Annotated in this window: 13 protein-coding genes; 6 read left to right on the forward strand and 7 right to left on the reverse strand. The window is 59.5% G+C overall.

Features of this window, described 5'->3' with window-relative positions:
• Positions 1-358: 358 nt before the first annotated feature.
• Genes AC1RKJ_RS10055 through AC1RKJ_RS10075 form a run of 5 tightly spaced genes read left to right on the forward strand, consistent with a single transcriptional unit; the run spans position 359 to position 6,004 of the window.
• Positions 359-1,327, forward strand: coding sequence for an ABC transporter permease (locus tag AC1RKJ_RS10055; RefSeq protein ID WP_230551318.1), 969 nt, complete (start codon positions 359-361; stop codon positions 1,325-1,327).
• A gap of 4 nt (positions 1,328-1,331) precedes the next feature.
• On the forward strand, positions 1,332-2,234 hold the full coding sequence (locus AC1RKJ_RS10060; RefSeq protein ID WP_006018760.1) for an ABC transporter permease: 903 nt from the start codon (positions 1,332-1,334) through the stop codon (positions 2,232-2,234).
• 57 nt (positions 2,235-2,291) lie between these two features.
• Positions 2,292-3,965, forward strand: coding sequence for an ABC transporter substrate-binding protein (locus tag AC1RKJ_RS10065; protein WP_492790896.1), 1,674 nt, complete (start codon positions 2,292-2,294; stop codon positions 3,963-3,965).
• A 60-nt stretch (positions 3,966-4,025) separates the two neighbouring features.
• Entirely contained in the window at positions 4,026-4,967 is a 942-nt protein-coding gene (locus AC1RKJ_RS10070) for an ABC transporter ATP-binding protein (protein WP_237863167.1), read from the forward strand.
• On the forward strand, positions 4,964-6,004 hold the full coding sequence (locus AC1RKJ_RS10075; protein ID WP_006018757.1) for an ABC transporter ATP-binding protein: 1,041 nt from the start codon (positions 4,964-4,966) through the stop codon (positions 6,002-6,004). The genes AC1RKJ_RS10070 and AC1RKJ_RS10075 overlap by 4 nt, the downstream gene beginning before the upstream one ends.
• 27 nt (positions 6,005-6,031) lie before the next feature.
• Here AC1RKJ_RS10075 and glcF read toward each other — a convergent pair whose 3' ends face one another.
• From glcF to gor, 7 genes are all read right to left on the reverse strand, one after another.
• Positions 6,032-7,339: a glycolate oxidase subunit GlcF gene (gene glcF / locus AC1RKJ_RS10080; RefSeq protein WP_006018756.1), complete on the reverse strand. Its 1,308-nt coding sequence runs from the start codon at positions 7,337-7,339 to the stop codon at positions 6,032-6,034.
• Positions 7,340-7,355: 16 nt separating this feature from the next.
• Positions 7,356-8,546 (reverse strand): glycolate oxidase subunit GlcE, encoded by a 1,191-nt coding sequence (gene glcE / locus AC1RKJ_RS10085; protein ID WP_006018755.1) that lies wholly within the window; start codon positions 8,544-8,546, stop codon positions 7,356-7,358.
• A 15-nt stretch (positions 8,547-8,561) separates the two neighbouring features.
• Entirely contained in the window at positions 8,562-9,998 is a 1,437-nt protein-coding gene (locus AC1RKJ_RS10090; RefSeq protein WP_006018754.1) for an FAD-linked oxidase C-terminal domain-containing protein, read from the reverse strand.
• An 87-nt stretch (positions 9,999-10,085) separates the two neighbouring features.
• On the reverse strand, positions 10,086-10,955 hold the full coding sequence (locus AC1RKJ_RS10095) for a VOC family protein (protein ID WP_006018753.1): 870 nt from the start codon (positions 10,953-10,955) through the stop codon (positions 10,086-10,088).
• Positions 10,956-11,082: 127 nt separating this feature from the next.
• A complete protein-coding gene (locus tag AC1RKJ_RS10100) occupies positions 11,083-12,537 on the reverse strand; it encodes an NAD-dependent succinate-semialdehyde dehydrogenase (RefSeq protein WP_006018752.1) in 1,455 nt (484 codons plus the stop codon).
• Between the two features lie 25 nt (positions 12,538-12,562).
• A complete protein-coding gene (locus tag AC1RKJ_RS10105; RefSeq protein WP_006018751.1) occupies positions 12,563-14,119 on the reverse strand; it encodes a class I adenylate-forming enzyme family protein in 1,557 nt (518 codons plus the stop codon).
• Between the two features lie 215 nt (positions 14,120-14,334).
• Entirely contained in the window at positions 14,335-15,720 is a 1,386-nt protein-coding gene (gene gor / locus AC1RKJ_RS10110) for a glutathione-disulfide reductase (protein ID WP_006018750.1), read from the reverse strand.
• Between the two features lie 202 nt (positions 15,721-15,922).
• Here gor and AC1RKJ_RS10115 point away from each other — a divergent pair, with 202 nt between their 5' ends.
• Positions 15,923-16,651 carry a FadR/GntR family transcriptional regulator gene (locus AC1RKJ_RS10115; protein ID WP_006018749.1) on the forward strand — a complete coding sequence of 243 codons (729 nt, stop codon included), beginning with the start codon at positions 15,923-15,925 and terminating at the stop codon, positions 16,649-16,651.
• Positions 16,652-16,683: the final 32 nt, after the last annotated feature.

Raw genomic sequence — 16,683 nt, forward strand, 5'->3', positions numbered from 1 at the left:
GCGCTTCTCCTTCGAGATTTTCGACGTAAATCAACCATCCAGGTGCGCATGCGTTTTGGTAGACATCGCGATCTGGTTCGACCAAATTGGCATATCCAATTCGGTCGGTCAATGGTTCTCGGAGTAGATAAGCACCCCGGAGCTACGCCACCGCGACAACATTCGCCTTGACACCGCCGCCAAGAGCACGCTTGAATGGTATGACCAGATTGGATGTGCCAGATTGCAACTGATCTGCAAATAGAGAACTCACCTCATTTTTTGATGAGCGGGCGTTCAGCGGCCTTTTTCACATAGAGAGGGACAAGAGCGTGGTGCTGTCGGACCAAGCCAATCTGCATGGTGAGCGCGCCCTCCAATGGACCGCGTCATGCTGAGATATCTAATTCGTCGCCTTGTCGCCCTTGTGCCGACGTTCCTGTTAGCGAGCGTTATTGTGTTCTCGGCCATTCGCCTGATACCGGGAAACACGATCGACATGATGATGTCGCAGAACGACATCTCGGCCAGCGTCCAGACCCGCGAAGATCTTATCAAGGCACTCGGGCTCGATCAGCCGGTCCTTGTACAATATTGGCACTGGATCAGCTCGATTGTGTTCCACGGAGATTTCGGTCGCTCGCTTTGGACGGGAGATAGCGTCACCCGCCTCGTCGCCGAGCGCATGCCGATTACTCTGTATCTAGGCGTGCTGGCCATGATATTCGCGCTCTTGATCGCGCTGCCCGTCGGGATCATCTCGGCGATCCGGCAAAACAAGCCGGTCGATTATCTCGGCCGTGTCTTTGCCATCACGGCCCTGTCCGTCCCGCCTTTTTGGCTCGGGACATTAGTGGTGGTCGTGCCGGCGATGCTCTGGGGGATCGCTCCGACCGTGCAATATGTTCGGCTGACCGACGATCCCCTCCTTAGCCTCCGCCAGATGGTGCCGCCCGCCATCGTCCTCGGCATCGCCTTGTCGGGAGTGACGATGCGGATGACCCGCACCATGGTCCTCGAAGTCATGCGCCAGGATTATGTCCGTACAGCTTGGAGCAAGGGTCTCGACGAGCGGACGGTCGTCCTGCGCCATGTCCTCAAAAACGCGCTTCTGCCGGTCATAACCATCGTCGGGTTGCAGTTGCCCCTGCTGATCGGTGGCGCGGTCGTGATTGAGCAGATCTTCGTGATCTCCGGTATGGGCCAACTACTCCTGATGGCGGTGTCGCAGCGGGACTATCCGGTCATTACGGGCATCTTTCTTCTCGTGGGCGTCGGCGTAATGACGATCAACCTGCTCGTCGACATCAGCTACGCCCTCCTAGATCCCAAGATTCGTCAGGGCTGAACGCATGACTATCGAGTCACCTCTGAAGATCGAAACAGGTCCCGGGCGAGGCGCTTGGGCAGCACCCGTCAGGACTTTCTTCAGTCGCCTTTTTAAGCAGGATATCCTCGGAACGGTTTGCGCCGGCCTTCTCGCCGCGATCGTGGTCTGCGCACTCTTGGCACCTTGGATCGCACCGTACGACTTCGACGCGATCGACCTTACATCGCTGATGCAAGGGCCGTCCTGGTCGCACCACCTCGGCACAGACGAACTCGGACGCGACATCCTCAGCCGCATCATCTATGGAGCCCGTACTTCCGTTATCGTCTGTATCACCGCCGCGCTGCTATCGCTCGCCCTATCGGTCACGCTCGGGGTTCTGTCCGGGTATTTCGGCGGACGTCTCGATGCCCTGGTTCAGCGGTTCGTCGATACCTGGCAGAGCTTTCCCGACCTAATCGTGCTGATCGCGGGCGTCGCGGTTCTCGGCCCCGGGATCGTGCAGATCATCGCCCTCCTCGGCATCCTCTACGGCGTTGCCGGTTCGCGCATCGTACGCGGCGCGGTCCTGTCGGCGCGCGAGCAACTGTACGTGCAGGCGGGCCATTCCTTCGGCGCCGGTAACTGGCACATTATTCTCCGGCACATCCTGCCGACGATCGCCGCGCCCCTCATCGTGCTTTACACCACGCGCCTCGGCGGCGTGATCCTGGCCGAATCGAGTCTCAGCTTCCTTGGTCTTGGTGTGCCACCGCCCGCACCCGCGTGGGGCCGTATGCTGAGCGATGCCCGCCCTTACATGTTCGAGAACGTCTGGATGGTCGCGGCCCCTGGCCTCGCGATAACTCTGATCGTTTTTTGCGTGAACATCTTCGGAGACTCTCTCCGCGATCTTCTCGATCCACGCGGAATAGTGCGCAATTGAGCGAAAAACCATAACACTAAGGAGGAGCAAGGAATGGTAGGCCGACATCTCGGAACTATGGCGGTTATCGCGCTCGGGACTGTGATTGCGACCCAAGCCGTGAGCGCCCAGGAACCCAAATACGGTGGCACGCTGACCATCGTTCCTTACTCCCCGGGGATTGCGGCGTTGTCGTGGGATCCCGCCGACTGGAACTGGAAGGTCTCTATCGATGCTGGGCCCTACATGGAGCAGTTGATGGTGGGCGATCTAAGCAAAGGCGTACGTGGCGGCGGGAAGAACAACTTTTTCAGCGAGGCCTGGCTCAGCGACGACGTGCTGCGCGGCGAACTCGCAGAGAGCTGGGAGGTCGTCGACAAACCGCTCTCGATCGTTATCAACCTGCGCAAGAACGTGAAATGGCAGGCCTGCAAAGGCATCATGGAAGCGCGCGACTTTACCGCCAAAGACGTCGTGTTCGCGTATAACCGTCTCGTCGCTAGTCCGAAGGCGAACAAAGTCTATTTTTCCTTCATCGACAGGGCCGAGGAGACGGGACCGCACCAGGTGACCTTCTTCCTGAAGGAGTACAACTCGGAGTGGAAGTACCGCCTCGGCTACGGCTATTACGCCGGCATCTATCCCAAAGAGATCACGGAGGCCCCTAACGGCGGTGCTGGCAACTGGCAGAATGCCTGCGGCACGGGTCCCTTCCGGTTGACGCGGTATGAGGCCGGGGCCTTCGGGGATTATCAGGCTAACAAGGAGTACTGGGACCGCGAGACGATCGACGGCAAACCTTACAAGATCCCATTCGTCGATAACCTTGTGATGCGGACGATCGGGGATTCACAGACACGCCTAGCCGCCTTCCGCACCGGCAAGATCGATGTCATGGCGAATATCAACTGGGACGAACTCAAGTCACTGGCGCCGATCCAAGATAAAATCAAAGTCATCGAACACCCCGACTATGCGGGTGAGGCACTGGCAATGCGGGTCGATGCACCACCCTTCGACAACCCGAAGGTGCGTCTCGCCTTGAATCTCGCGGTCGACCGGGCCGCCATCTCGAAGCAGATCTATGGCGGCCACGCCGACTTTCCGCACCTGCCGATGGACGAAACTTGGGAAGGCTATTTCACGCCGCCCGAAAAGATGCCGAACGATGCCCGGGAGGTTCTCCAGTACGATCCGGCCAAGGCCAAGAAGCTCCTCGCCGAAGCGGGTCTTGCGAATGGTTTCGAGTTCAAGGCACAGGTTCCGAGCTTCCCTGAGCAGCTAAAGAAAGCGCAGATTGTAGCCGGATATCTGTCGGCAATCGGCGTAAAGATGACCATCGAGCCAAAGGAGTATGGAGCGTTTCTCAGTCTGATGACCACCGGCAAGCACGGCCCCGGCTATTGGCATCTCGCAGGCATGAGCAATCCGACGGCCTCAATCGAGAAACTGTACCGGTCCTCTTCCGTCTGGAATTCGGCCCGCGTCAACGACCCGAAGGTCGATGCGGCACTCGACACCATCCAGCAGGAGAGGGACCCGGACAAGGTCAAGAAGGGCGTCGCCGCGCTCACCAATGAGATGACCGCGCGAGCGCCATTCCTGTTTCTGCCCAGGCCGCGCTCGTTCACGGTATGGTGGCCGTGGGTCAAGAATTACTATGGTGAGATTTCGGTCTCCGCTCGGCGTGATGCGCCGGTCTGGGCGCGCGCTTGGATCGATCAGGATCTAAAGAAGTCGATGGGCTTCTGATCGATGCACGGAACTTTGGAAATGTCGGGGCCCCCGATACTGGATGTACGCGGGCTCTGCGTGGGCATCTGGTCGGGCAAGACGGAGCTGAGTGCTGTCGCAGACGTTTCGTTCCGGGCCTATTCAGGCCAGGTCGTGGCGCTCGTAGGCGAAAGCGGCGCGGGCAAGAGCATCACCGCGATGTCGCTCACCCATCTACTGCCAATGCCACCGATCAAGATCACGGCCGGCGAAATACGCCTCTCCGGCCGTGATATGCAGACGCAGTCACCAAAACAGATCAGGGACATCCGAGGCAACGAGGTCGGCATCGTTTTCCAGGAGCCGATGACAGCGCTGAACCCAAGCCTGCGCATCTGGCGCCAGATCGCCGAGCCGCTGGTGCGTCATCGCCGGATGTCCTGGAGCGCCGCCAAAGCGCAGGCGATCTACCTTCTCAAGAAGGTCCGCATCCCGGATGCAGAGACCAAAGCCGAGGCCTATCCTCACCAGCTCAGTGGGGGTATGCGCCAGCGTGTCATGGTTGCTATCGCGATCTCCTGCGAGCCAAGACTCATCATCGCGGACGAGCCGACGACAGCACTCGACGTCACCGTGCAGGCGCAGATTTTGACGCTTCTCACTGACCTTACCCGCGGATTGGGCGGGGCGCTGCTTCTCATCACGCACGATCTCGGCGTCGTGGCGCGCTACGCCGACTGGGTCAACGTGATGTATGCCGGCCGCATCGTCGAGACAGCGGCGGCCGACGACCTCTATCGCGATGGGCGCCATCCTTATACGCACGCCCTCCTCGCCTCCGTGCCCAAGATCGTCGGTCCGATCGCTCATCGGCTCGAGTCGATCGCTGGGCAGCCACCCGCCCCCTCCGACGGAACCGGGGGCTGCGCCTTCGCACCGCGCTGCCCACGTCGGACCGAACGGTGCGACGAACGCCCTCCGCTTAGCGGCGACGAACGCACACGGAACGGCCATCTGTTCGCGTGCTGGAATCCGCTATGAACGACGTAGCAACGAATATTCTCGAGGTCTCGGACCTGTGCGTCGACTATGCAAGCACAACCTCTTTCGGCGTAACGGGCGCCCCCTCCGTTCGAGCTGTCAAGGGCATATCCCTCACACTCCAGCGCGGCGAAACTCTCTCGCTCGTCGGCGAAAGCGGTTGCGGCAAATCCACCACGGCCATGGCCATACTACAACTGACGCCGCCGAGCGGCGGCCGGGTCGTGTTCGACGGACGCGATATCACGGGCTTCAGTCATCGCCAGATGCGACCGCTAAGGCGTGAGATGCAGATCATCTACCAGGATCCGTTCGGGTCGCTAAATCCCCGCATGACAATCGCCGACCTGATCGCCGAACCGATGGCGATTCAGGGCGTCGGCAGATCGGGCCACGAGCGCCGCGCGAAGGCTGCCGAACTCCTAGATACGGTCGGAATGGGTACTCGCTTCCTCGACCGCTATCCGCACCAACTCAGCGGCGGCCAGCGTCAGCGGGTCGCCATCGCGCGCGCCCTGTCACTGCGTCCGAAACTGCTCATCTGTGATGAGCCGGTCTCAGCTCTCGACGTCTCAGTGCAGGCCCAGGTTCTGAACTTGTTTTCCGACCTCAAGGAGCAGTTCGGCTTGTCCTATCTGTTCATCTCGCACGACCTCGGCGTCGTCCGACACATGAGCGATCGGGTCGCAGTGATGTATCTCGGACGCATCGTCGAGATCGCGACGCGCGACGACCTCTACGGCGAACCGCTCCATCCCTACACGCGCATTCTTCTCGATGCGGTAGCGGTGCCGGACCCGCAAATCGAGCGCGCCCGCGATCACGTGCTCCTTCAGGGCGAGGTGCCGAGCGTCGCCACCCCCCCGCCCGGCTGTCCATTTCACCCTCGCTGTCAGTCCGCCATGCCGGTCTGCAGCCGCGAAATTCCGCCGCTGCGGTTGCACGGCAATCGGCAGATCGCCTGCCATCTGTATGATGAGACAGCAGCCAATAAGGCAATCGAAGCCGCGATGGACGGAAATGGCAATCCAAACTAGGACGTCAGAGCGGTCGCTTGTCCGCACCTAGCCCAAGCACCCCTTTAGGACGTCAGGCAACGGGCCGCCCATCGCCCAATCGACCAACTCCACCGTGTGGACGACTGGAATGCGTGTTCCAGCACCAATCTGCGTTATGCAGCCGAGATTTCCACTCGCAATGATTTGCGGTTTGACCTTCTCAATGTTGGTGACCTTTCGTGCGCGCAGTCGATTGGCGATCTCAGGCTGCAGTACGTTGTATGTTCCGGCGGAGCCGCAACATATGTGGCCTTCCGGTACTTCTCTCACTACAAACCCCATTCGCCTCAAAAGTGACTTCGGCTGATCTCTAACCTGCTGTCCATGCTGCATCGAGCATGCCGAATGGTAAGCCACGACCTGGCCGGTAGTCCGAACACCGTCTTGAAGCGGTAATTCATGCAAGAATTCTGTGATGTCCCGCGCTAGAGCCGAGATCCGTACGGCTTTCTGAGCGTAGGCGTTATCGTTGCGAAGTAGGAAGCCATAATCTTTAATGACCGTTCCGCAACCGGACGTCGTAACCACGATGGCGTCGAGGCCGCCGTTCTCGATTTCGCGTGTCCATACATCCACGTTGTGTCGAGCCGCATCCAGCGCCCGACTTTCGTATCCCAAGTGCTGCACGAGAGCTCCGCAGCACCCTTCGTCGATCGGTTGAACTACTTCGATACCGTGACGCGTCAACAACCGGATTGCAGCCTCGTTGATGTTCTGGCCGAGGACCTGCTGGGCACATCCGCTCAGAAGCGCAACCCGACCGCGCGGCCTATCGACGGTCGCGCCCGGTAACCTTCGGGTCGGCCTTCTTCGCTTGAATGACGACGAAAGTTCAATCATCGCGGCGAGTTGCGCGCCGCCGGGAAGATTGGCGAGCCACTTTCTGATCGGCCTGCTCACGGTAGCCACGCGTAAAGCCAACCTAAGTCGGCCCGGAAACGGCAGCACCTTCGCCAACATGCCTCGAAGCAACCGATCAGGCAGAGGACGCGTATAGGTTCGGGCGATATGGGCTCGCGCGTGATCGACCAGGTGCATGTAGTGCACGCCGGACGGACAGGTCGTCATGCAGGAAAGACACGTCAGACATCGATCGATATGCTCGACGACCTGAGGGGTCGCCGGCTTTTCCTCCTCCAACATGTCCTTGATCAGATAGATGCGCCCGCGCGGACTGTCCGCTTCGTCACCAAGAAGCAGATATGTCGGGCATGTCGCAGTACAAAAGCCGCAATGCACACAGGCACGGAGGATTTTTTCTGACTCGCTTACATGTGCATCGGCCAAGGCCGTCAGCGAGAAGTTTGTTTGCATACCAGTCCGCCTCGCCTCAGATACCGGCGTACATCCTGCCGAAATTTAGAACGCGGTCAGGATCGAAAGATTTCTTGATTTCCTGCGTCAACTTGAGCACCGCAGGAGGAAGCGGCTCGAACACATCGATCCTGCGGCGAATCTCCGATGAAGCCCGTACGAGTGTGGCGTGCCCACCGGTATTGACCATAGCTTCCCGAACGACCGACGCTCCCGCATCGTCAGCGCCCACGACCGCGAGCCACACGAGACCACCGCCCCAGTCGTAGAAATACCGCACGCCGAGTTTTCGCCGGATGTCAGCAAGAGCACGCGGCGCTTTGGAGGGGGCCAAGGACAACCGCCAAATGGAACGATCCATTGGCTGAGCCAGCCAGTGCGCGTCGCGGATGCGCAACCAAAAGTTTGCGCTTTCATCCCCTTCGATCAGGTCGGGCAGCCCAAAGGAGCACCAGAGCCTGGCAAGTTCGCGGGATCCGTAGGCTACCGAGCCCTCGGACCCCTCTAGTCGAACGATCGTAGTCGAGTCCGACCCAATACTCGCCGGGATATGCGCCGCCGCCGAGACCGCGAAAGTCGACCCGAGCGCTGCGGTTAGCGCCGAAATCGCTGTCATGTCGTCCAAGCCGCGCAATCCCAGCGATAGGGAACGCGCCGGCTTCGGCAACACCTTGAAGATGGCTTCGCTCAAAACGCCGAGCGTGCCCCACGCACCGCAGGTCAGCTTGACCAAATCGAGCCCGGTGACATTCTTCATCACGCGCCCGCCGGATTTCACGATGTCTCCGCGGCCCGTGACCAAGCGAACGCCGATCAGGCTGTCGCGACAAGCTCCGACCGCGACACGACGCGGACCCGAAACATTCCCGGCGACAATACCTCCGATTGTCGGCTCTGCGCTCGTCCCGAACAACACACGATGATCCATCGGCTCGAACGGAAGCATCTGGTTGTGCTTGGCGAGCATCCGATCGATTTCGGAAACCGGCGTTCCAGGCAAAGCACCGATGACGAGCTCTGTCGGCTCATAAAGTGAAACTCCGCGCATGCGCTCGGTCGTTAGAGGCATAGCGTATCCACCCAGCGGTCGGCCCATCGCCGACTTGGAGCCGGCGCCGCGCACGACGAGAGGCATCTTTGCTGTAGCCGCATCCTTGATGGCAGACGACAGTCCGCACTCGTCGCGCGGCTTATAGCAATCGGTCATCACACTCCCGTCACCCTAACCTTGACATCGAAAATCGAGGGGAAACACCTTATCCGTATTGAGCAGCCATCGCGGATCGAACGCGGCGCGCACCCGAATCTGTTGAGCCAGATCGGCATCGTCAAACTGGCAGCGCATTAGATCACGCTTCTCGATACCGACACCGTGCTCGCCCGTCAGGCACCCACCAACTTCAACGCAGAGCCTGAGAATGTCATCTCCCGCTGCTTCCGCCTTCGACTGCTGCGACGGATCGTTCGCGTTGTAGAGGATGAGCGGATGCATGTTGCCGTCACCGGCATGGAAAACATTCGCGACACGCAATCCGTGTCGCTGTACGATCTTGGAGATCTCCGCCAAAACGTACGACAGCTTGCCGGTCGGCACCGTGCCGTCCATGCACAAATAGTCAGCGACTCGCCCGGTCGCACCGAAAGCCGACTTCCGCCCCTTCCAGATTGCCGCCGTCTCAATTGCCGACCTGCTCTCGCGCACTGTCGTCGCACCATTCGCACGAGCGATGGCGGTGATGTCCGCCAGCGTCGCGTCCATCTCGGCGTCGGACCCTTCGACCTCTACAATCAGAAGGGCCTCGACATCGAGCGGATAGCCGGCCTTGGCGAAGGCCTCGCAGATCTCGATGGCGGCCTTGTCCATGTATTCGATGGCTACGGGAATGATACCGGCGGCAATGACGTCCGCAACCGCCTTGCCCGCTCCCTCGCAAGACGGGAAACCGAACAGAACCGGGCGCGCTCCCTCGGCCGATTTCAGAATTCGGAGGGTCGCTTCGGTCACTATCCCGAGCTGCCCCTCGGAGCCGACGACCAGGCCCAGCAGATCGAGTCCAGCGCTATCGAGATAGTCACCGCCGAGATCGATGATCGATCCATCGATCAGTACCATCCTTACGCCGAGGAGGTTATTGGTCGTGACTCCATACTTCAGGCAATGCGCGCCTCCGGAGTTGTTGGCAATGTTGCCTCCGATCGTGCAGGCAAGTTGAGAGGAAGGGTCTGGCGCATAGAAGAAGCCGTTCTCCGCCACCACCGCCGTTACGCTCAAATTTGTGACTCCCGCTTCGACGCGGATGAAGCGGTCATCGTAGTTGACCGCGAGCACCCGATTCATCTTTGAAAGTCCGAGAACGACGGCGTCTTCACTCGGAATTGCCCCGCCGGCGAGAGACGTACCTGCGCCGCGCGGCACGACCTTGACGCCGGTGTCGTGACAGTATTTCAAAACGGCACTCACCTCTTCGGTCGTCTTCGGTAGGACGACGGCGAGCGGCATCTTGCGATAGGCCGTCAACGCATCTGTCTCATAAGCCCGACACTCGTCCGTCGACGTTATTAGCCCAGCGGGGTCAACAAGGCGGGTTAGATCGTTTATGATTGAATCTCGGCGCGCGAGGATTTCTCGATTTGGTTCGGTGAACCTAATTTTGCTCATCGTATCCTCGTCATCGGATATTTTTCCGATGGGTCAGTCGCGGCCTGATGCAATCGACATAAGCCCGACGCATCCACCATCGAGCTTCTATTGCACTAACGCCACGACCCTCTCAGGGTGGCCCGACCAGCGCCAACCAAGCGTCGGCCGCGATAGCCCTAGCATCATTCCGCCAAGGGCCGGAGGATGAAGCCAGAGTTGCTCCGGATCTCGACCGCTCCGCTTCTCCTCGCGCGGATCCAGCGTGTGTCCCACGTCGTCCGCCTTCGCCGATCTTTCGATGCGACCGATCTCTCGGCTTTCGGCATACGCCATATAGAAAGACGAGCCTTGGCGGGCGTGATACCTGCCGAGCGTCTTGGTGAAGTCCGTCGGCGTGATGACTTCAAATCGGTCGAGGCGATCAGGCGCGAAGAGAGTGAGGACGCCCGTATAGCCAAAGAGCTCCGAGGTAATCGTCACGAAATTCCGTGTATCAAGACGAAAGACTTCGGCGAAGCGCGTTACCGCGGCTGCCTGGTCGGCCGCGAGCAAAGTCACCTCATAAAGGAAATCAATCCCGCCGGTCGGCTCCACCGTACGCGGGGGAGAGATTACGAAATGGACCGGCTTCCCCTCGATTTCGAACCGGAGAAAATCCTGGCCATTTTCGTGCTGATGCTCAACTCCGACCGACGTGGCATGATGCACCAGTGCACGCGGGTCGAGTGAGGTCGCGCCGGCGCCGAATAGATGAGATCGCCCGCGTCTTGCCAGTTCGTCCGCGACAACGCCGTTGCCTTCCGGCTCCAACAACTCAATCTCGCCGGTCCCGGCACGCAATGTCACTCGTTTGGCGCCCAATCCCCGGACCCGATCCGCAGAGACTTGTTCCGCCCCCAATCGGCGACGCCACATCTCCGCGGCACTTTTGGCATCCGGCGTCGCGATCTGAACGCGGTCGATGGTCAACAACACTTCGCTAACTCGCTTTAGGCGTTGGATCTTTGGGCCCTAGAGTCTGGCGCGGCGAAGGACCGTCGCGAGGTTTGACCTGCGCGACGCATGCTCCGCGACGGCGTATCAGCATTGCCGATCGCGCATGCTAACCGTGCATCTGGGTCAGGAACTTAGTGTTGAGATACGCGTCCATCGCTTCTGTACCACCTTCCGAACCGTATCCGGAGTCCTTGATTCCTCCGAAGGGAGTCTCCGGTAAGGCAAGGCCTTGGTGGTTGATCGACACCATTCCACTCTCCACGATCGAGCCGAGCGCGCCGATCGTCGCCGCTGACTTCGTATACGCATATGCAGCAAGGCCATAAGGGAGCCGATTCGCTTCGACCATGGCATCCTCGAATGTCGAGAACGACGCGATTGGCACAACAGGGCCGAATGGCTCCTCGTTCATAATGCGCGAGTCCAGAGGCACGTCCGTCAGAACCGTCGGTTGAAAGAAGAAGCCATCGTTGCGCAGGCGCCTTCCACCTGTCCGGATGCGCGCGCCGCGCTGAACGGCGTCCGAGACCAGCGCGTCCATCGCCTCGACTCGACGGAGATTAGCTAGTGGTCCCATTTGGGTCGCTTCGTCGAGGCCGTCCCCGACGACGAGAGCTTTGGCAGCAGCGGTGAATTGTTCAACGAAGTCGTCGTAGACCCGTTCATGGACCATGAACCGGGTCGGAGAAACACAAACCTGGCCGGCATTCCTGAACTTTGCCGCGGACAGCAATTTTGCCGCTTGTTTGACATCTGCGTCCTCGAAGACTAGCGCAGGCGCATGTCCACCTAGCTCCATCGTAACGCGCTTCATGTGACTTCCAGCGAGAGCCGCAAGCCGCTTCCCGACTGGCGTCGAACCCGTGAACGAAATCTTGCGAATGACAGGGTGGGCAATCAAGTATTCCGATATGTCGGACGGCACACCGAAAACGAGATTGAGGACACCGGAGGGCAAGCCGGCATCGACATAAGCATTGACCAGAGCTGCACAACTTGCCGGCGTTTCTTCGGGTCCCTTCAGAATCACGGAGCACCCGGCCGCCATCGCAGCTGATATCTTTCTGACGGCTTGGTTGATCGGAAAATTCCACGGCGTGAAGGCGGCGACAGGCCCAACTGGCTCGCGGATCACGACCTGCTGTACGGCGCCGGAACGTGACGGAATGGTCCGACCGTAGGATCGACGCGCCTCCTCCGCGAACCAGTCGATGATGTCTGCGCCGAGCAACACCTCCATCTTCGCCTCGCCCAGCGGCTTGCCTTGCTCGAGCGTCATGATACGCGCGATTGAGGCGGCTCGCTCGCGGAGCTTTTCGGCAGCCCCACGCATCAATTTGTATCGCTCGAAGGAAGACGTCCTCCGCCACAATTCGAACCCGCGCACGGCCGATTCAAGTGCGTCGTCGAGATCGGGGATAGACGCGTGCGCAACTGTTCCGATCAATTTTCCCGTCGCCGGATTCAGGATGGGCTCGACCTTTCCGCTCGTTCCATCGCGCCAGGATCCATCGATGAACAACTTTGTATCGGGGTACATCTGCTCGCGACTTGTCACCATTTCCGTCCGTCCGGTCTATAATTCGTTAAACTGAGGTAGCCGCTGACAGCGACTCCTCGGCGCGCTTTTTCAAGTCGTGCTTTCTAATCTTCCCGTTCGGGGCTACCGGAAGTTGCGGCAAGACAATGATCTGCTGCGGCTTCTTGTATGGTGCGAGCTGCCGCTCCACGAGCGCGAGCAGTTCGGCCACTTCGATGGTGCTTCCAGGGGTCGGCTCAACGAAAGCGATGATTTCCTCGTTGCCCTCGATTGATCGCCCGACTACCGCGGAATTGAGAACCGCCGGATGAGAATTGAGGACAGCCTCGATTTCGGGCGGATAGACGTTGAAGCCGGACCTGATAATTAGCTCCTTCGACCGGCCTTGGACCACCAGTTCGCCGCCCGGCGACCGGCTGACGATATCTCCGGTTTTCAAATATCCTTCGCGATCGATCGCCTCCGCGGTCATGTCCGGCTGACCATAATACCCCAACATCACGTTGGGCCCGCGAACGAGCAGTTCGCCCGCTTCGCCATCGGGTACTTCCCGCCCATCAGGTCCGACGATCTTGGTTTCGATTCCCGGGATTGGCGGTCCGATGTTGATTTCGTTGCTTCCCATGGCATACAGCGTCCGACTGATGGTCGGAGACGTCTCGGTCAGCCCGTAACCATTATGAAGCACCACGCCGAACACTCGCTCGACGCTCTGTCGCAGAGACAGATCGAGCGGTGCCGTTCCGGTATAGACATAACGAAGGTTATTGGGCGTGAGCTTGATATTGTTCTGATCGACGTAAGCGATGATCCGCGACAACATCGCAGGGACGGCATTGAAGGCGGTCAACGAACCATTCACGACGGCGTCGATTGCTTGCGTGAGAGAGAACCTCGGCATGATCCGCAGGTGTGCGCCGACAAACAACATACCTTGCAGCAACGTCAACCCGTACGAATGAGAGATCGGCATAACGCAAAGCGTGACGTCCTCGGGAAAGAGCGTGTTGGTTCTTTTGCCCCGGCCCGCCACGTAAGCGAGGTTGCGATGACTGAGCATCACTCCCTTCGGGCGACCGGTAGTCCCCGTCGTGTAGATGAGAACTGCAACCTGACGGGCGGGATCCTCATAGACCTCCTCGGGAACGGCGCTCGCCTCCAACTTACCGACCTTGATCGCTCCAATCCCCGTGAACGCTTCGGCTTCCGCGCCGCGCCGGCACGCCGCAGCATCTGCTTCCGCCGATATTCCATGCGTATAGAATACGCGTCTGGGCTTGCAATCACCCTCAATGGCGTCCAGTTCGTGCGGGCCGAGCCGTGCGCTCGTCATCACTGCCCATGCATCAAGCCGGCTCGCCGCATACATCAGGACGATGGCGCCGATTGAGTTCTCGCCCACCACCATGACCCGATCACCGGGACGGATCCCTAGACGCGCCAAGTCACCTGCAACGGCCTCGATCGTATCGATCAGTCTCCGATAGGACCAAACGATGCCCCGCTCGTCAGTAAGAGCCGGCCGGGATGCTCCTGCTTTGGCCCCCTCATCCACAATGAGGTGGATGCGTCGCGGCAGGCTAGTCAAATAATCCACTTCCATGGTGGGCCCAATCTTCTTCGCCAGAACTTCCGCATCCAGCTCCTCGACTACAAGCGGCTGCGGATGGCGAGGTTAGTCTGTTGCTGGATTTTCACCGATACTGGTAGGACCAGTTTGGTATGATCACAATCGTATTGTCAAGTGCGTTTTGAGCGGCGCCGCATAACGCGCGCGCCAACGGCCTGAATTTGCACAATCGATCGAAATTGAGCTTTCTAAGCCGCCGCGTCGCGCACGTAACGTGCAGTGCGGGTACGCATAGTCACCAGTTCCTCGGCGGAGGTCGGGTGCAGCGCCATAGTGGCGTCGAAGTCCGCCTTGGTAGCCTTCATCTTTACGGCAATGGCGATGACCTGAACCAATTCGGCCGCGTCCGATCCAACGATATGGCAACCCACGACGCGGTCGCTCCCCGCGTCAACCACCAGTTTCATCAACACCCGCGACTCGCTGCCGGACAGCGTCGCCTTCAACGGGCGGAACGCCGCCTTGTAGACATCAACGATAGCGAACTGCGCCCGCGCCTGCGCCTCGGTGAGGCCCACGGTGCCGACCTGGGGCTGCGTGAACACGGCGGTCGGAATATCGATGTGATCGACCTTGACCGCCCGCTTGCCGAAAACCGTATCGGCGAAAGCGTGGCCCTCACGGATCGCTACCGGCGTCAGATTGAAGCGATGGGTGACGTCGCCGACCGCATAGATATGTGGCACCGAGCTCTGCGAGGCTTCGTTGACGACGATGCCTCCGTTATCCGGGTTGATGGCGACGCCGGCTTTCTCCAGCCCGAGATTTGCGACGGCGGGGTGACGGCCGATGGCGAACATCACCTTGTCGGACGCGATGCTGGAGCCATTCGACAGGTGCGACGTGTACCAATCGTCGTGCTTCTCAATCCCGTCGACCGTGCAACCGGTCAGGATGGTAATGCCGTTCTTCTCCATCTCATCGCGGACATGGGCGCGGACGTCGTCGTCGAAGCCACGCAGGATGTTGTCGCCGCGATAGACCACAGTCACGAGGGAACCCAGGCCCGAGAAGATGCACGCAAACTCCAGCGCGATATAGCCACCGCCCTGGATCAGGATACGCTTCGGCAATTCGGGTAGATGAAATGCTTCGTTCGATGAGATGACATGCTCGATGCCGGGAATGGCCTTGCCGTGGTTCGGTGCGCCGCCCGTGGCGATCAGGATATACTTCGAGCGCACCCTCCTGCCGCCGTCGAGCACCAGCGTATGCGGGTCCTCGAACACGGCGCGCGACTTGATCACCTGCACGCCAGATTTCTCCACGTTGGTGGTGTAGGCCGCTTCCAGCCGGGCGATCTCCTTGTCTTTGTTGGCGATCAGGGTGGCCCAGTCGAACGTCGCCGGCGGAACGGTCCAGCCGAAGCCCGCGGCATCCGCGATGTCGTGGCTGAAATGCGAGGCGTAGGCGAATAGCTTCTTCGGTACGCACCCGCGAATGACGCAAGTGCCGCCCATCCGATATTCCTCGGCGATCATGACGCGGGCGCCATGGCCAGCGGCGATCCGCGCGGCGCGCACGCCGCCCGAGCCGCCACCTATGACAAACAGATCCGTCTCAAAGCTATCCATGCTGGGAAATCAATTCTTTAGGTGGATTTGGCGCGTTTCAGATGCTTCAATTTCCTCAACCTGATATCTACTGAAGCAGGGCGGATTCGACCGAGATCCTCAAGGTTCCTCCAAAGTACTGGTCGACCAATTTGGTCGGCCATGATTAGCTACCGAGGAAATCGAAATCAAGTGGTCGGCAGGACCAGGCAGGATATTTTAGATGACTGAGCGAAATCGAACCGACAAGCTTGAGGCTCCTTCGAACGCCATCGGAAAGATCCTTTCCTTCATCCGTGAGCGCCGCTATCAGCCCTCCGAACGGTTGCCATCAGAACGCGACTTTGCGGAAAAGTTCGACACCAGTCGCGGCGCGGTTCGAGAGGCTCTGGCCGCACTTGAAACCATGCGAGTGATAGAACGGCGCCCAAATTCTGGAATCTATCTGCGAAAGATCGAAGAGAGCAGCATCGATGCTCTAGTGCTTTATGCTGAATCCGGAGTTCCATTCGAGGCCAAGGAAATCGCCGACGTCATGGAGGTCCGGCGCATGCTCGAAGGGCAGGCGGTCAGGTTGGCCTGCACACGCAGGACCGCGGACAACATTCGCGAGATCACCGCCATACTTGAAGAGACCAACAAGCGCCTATCCAAAAAGCAAAGCATAGAGCGCGAGGACGAGGCGTTCCATCTTGCGATTTTTGCTGCAACCAAGAACGACATTTTGCTGCGCGTGGCGAGATCGTTCTACGAACTGTCCAGGCATCGACGGAAGGTCTACTTTGCCGACCAAAATCGAGGTCGACAATCTTATGAGGACCATTGCACCATCTTGGAAGCGATCGAAGAGCGGCGGGTAGGCCTAGCCGAACAACAGATGAACGCTCACCTCTCGCGAACAGTGGAGGCATGGCAATCGCTTCTAGGGGAAACCAAAGTCACAAAACGTTAGTCTTGCCGGGCACCCCGTCCGCCATCTCTACG

The organism is Afipia sp. GW822-FHT04G07 (assembly GCF_058800765.1).

Bases quoted from the DNA above. Each gene is read 5' to 3' on its own strand.
- AC1RKJ_RS10060 (WP_006018760.1), top strand. From the start codon at position 1,332: ATGACTATCGAGTCACCTCTGAAGATCGAAACAGGTCCCGGGCGAGGC.
- glcF (WP_006018756.1), bottom strand. From the start codon at position 7,339: ATGCAAACAAACTTCTCGCTGACGGCCTTGGCCGATGCACATGTAAGC.
- gor (WP_006018750.1), bottom strand. From the start codon at position 15,720: ATGGATAGCTTTGAGACGGATCTGTTTGTCATAGGTGGCGGCTCGGGC.
- AC1RKJ_RS10055 (WP_230551318.1), top strand. From the start codon at position 359: ATGGACCGCGTCATGCTGAGATATCTAATTCGTCGCCTTGTCGCCCTT.
- AC1RKJ_RS10105 (WP_006018751.1), bottom strand. From the start codon at position 14,119: ATGGAAGTGGATTATTTGACTAGCCTGCCGCGACGCATCCACCTCATT.
- AC1RKJ_RS10100 (WP_006018752.1), bottom strand. From the start codon at position 12,537: ATGGTGACAAGTCGCGAGCAGATGTACCCCGATACAAAGTTGTTCATC.
- AC1RKJ_RS10075 (WP_006018757.1), top strand. From the start codon at position 4,964: ATGAACGACGTAGCAACGAATATTCTCGAGGTCTCGGACCTGTGCGTC.
- AC1RKJ_RS10065 (WP_492790896.1), top strand. From the start codon at position 2,292: ATGGCGGTTATCGCGCTCGGGACTGTGATTGCGACCCAAGCCGTGAGC.
- AC1RKJ_RS10115 (WP_006018749.1), top strand. From the start codon at position 15,923: ATGACTGAGCGAAATCGAACCGACAAGCTTGAGGCTCCTTCGAACGCC.
- AC1RKJ_RS10090 (WP_006018754.1), bottom strand. From the start codon at position 9,998: ATGAGCAAAATTAGGTTCACCGAACCAAATCGAGAAATCCTCGCGCGC.
- glcE (WP_006018755.1), bottom strand. From the start codon at position 8,546: ATGACCGATTGCTATAAGCCGCGCGACGAGTGCGGACTGTCGTCTGCC.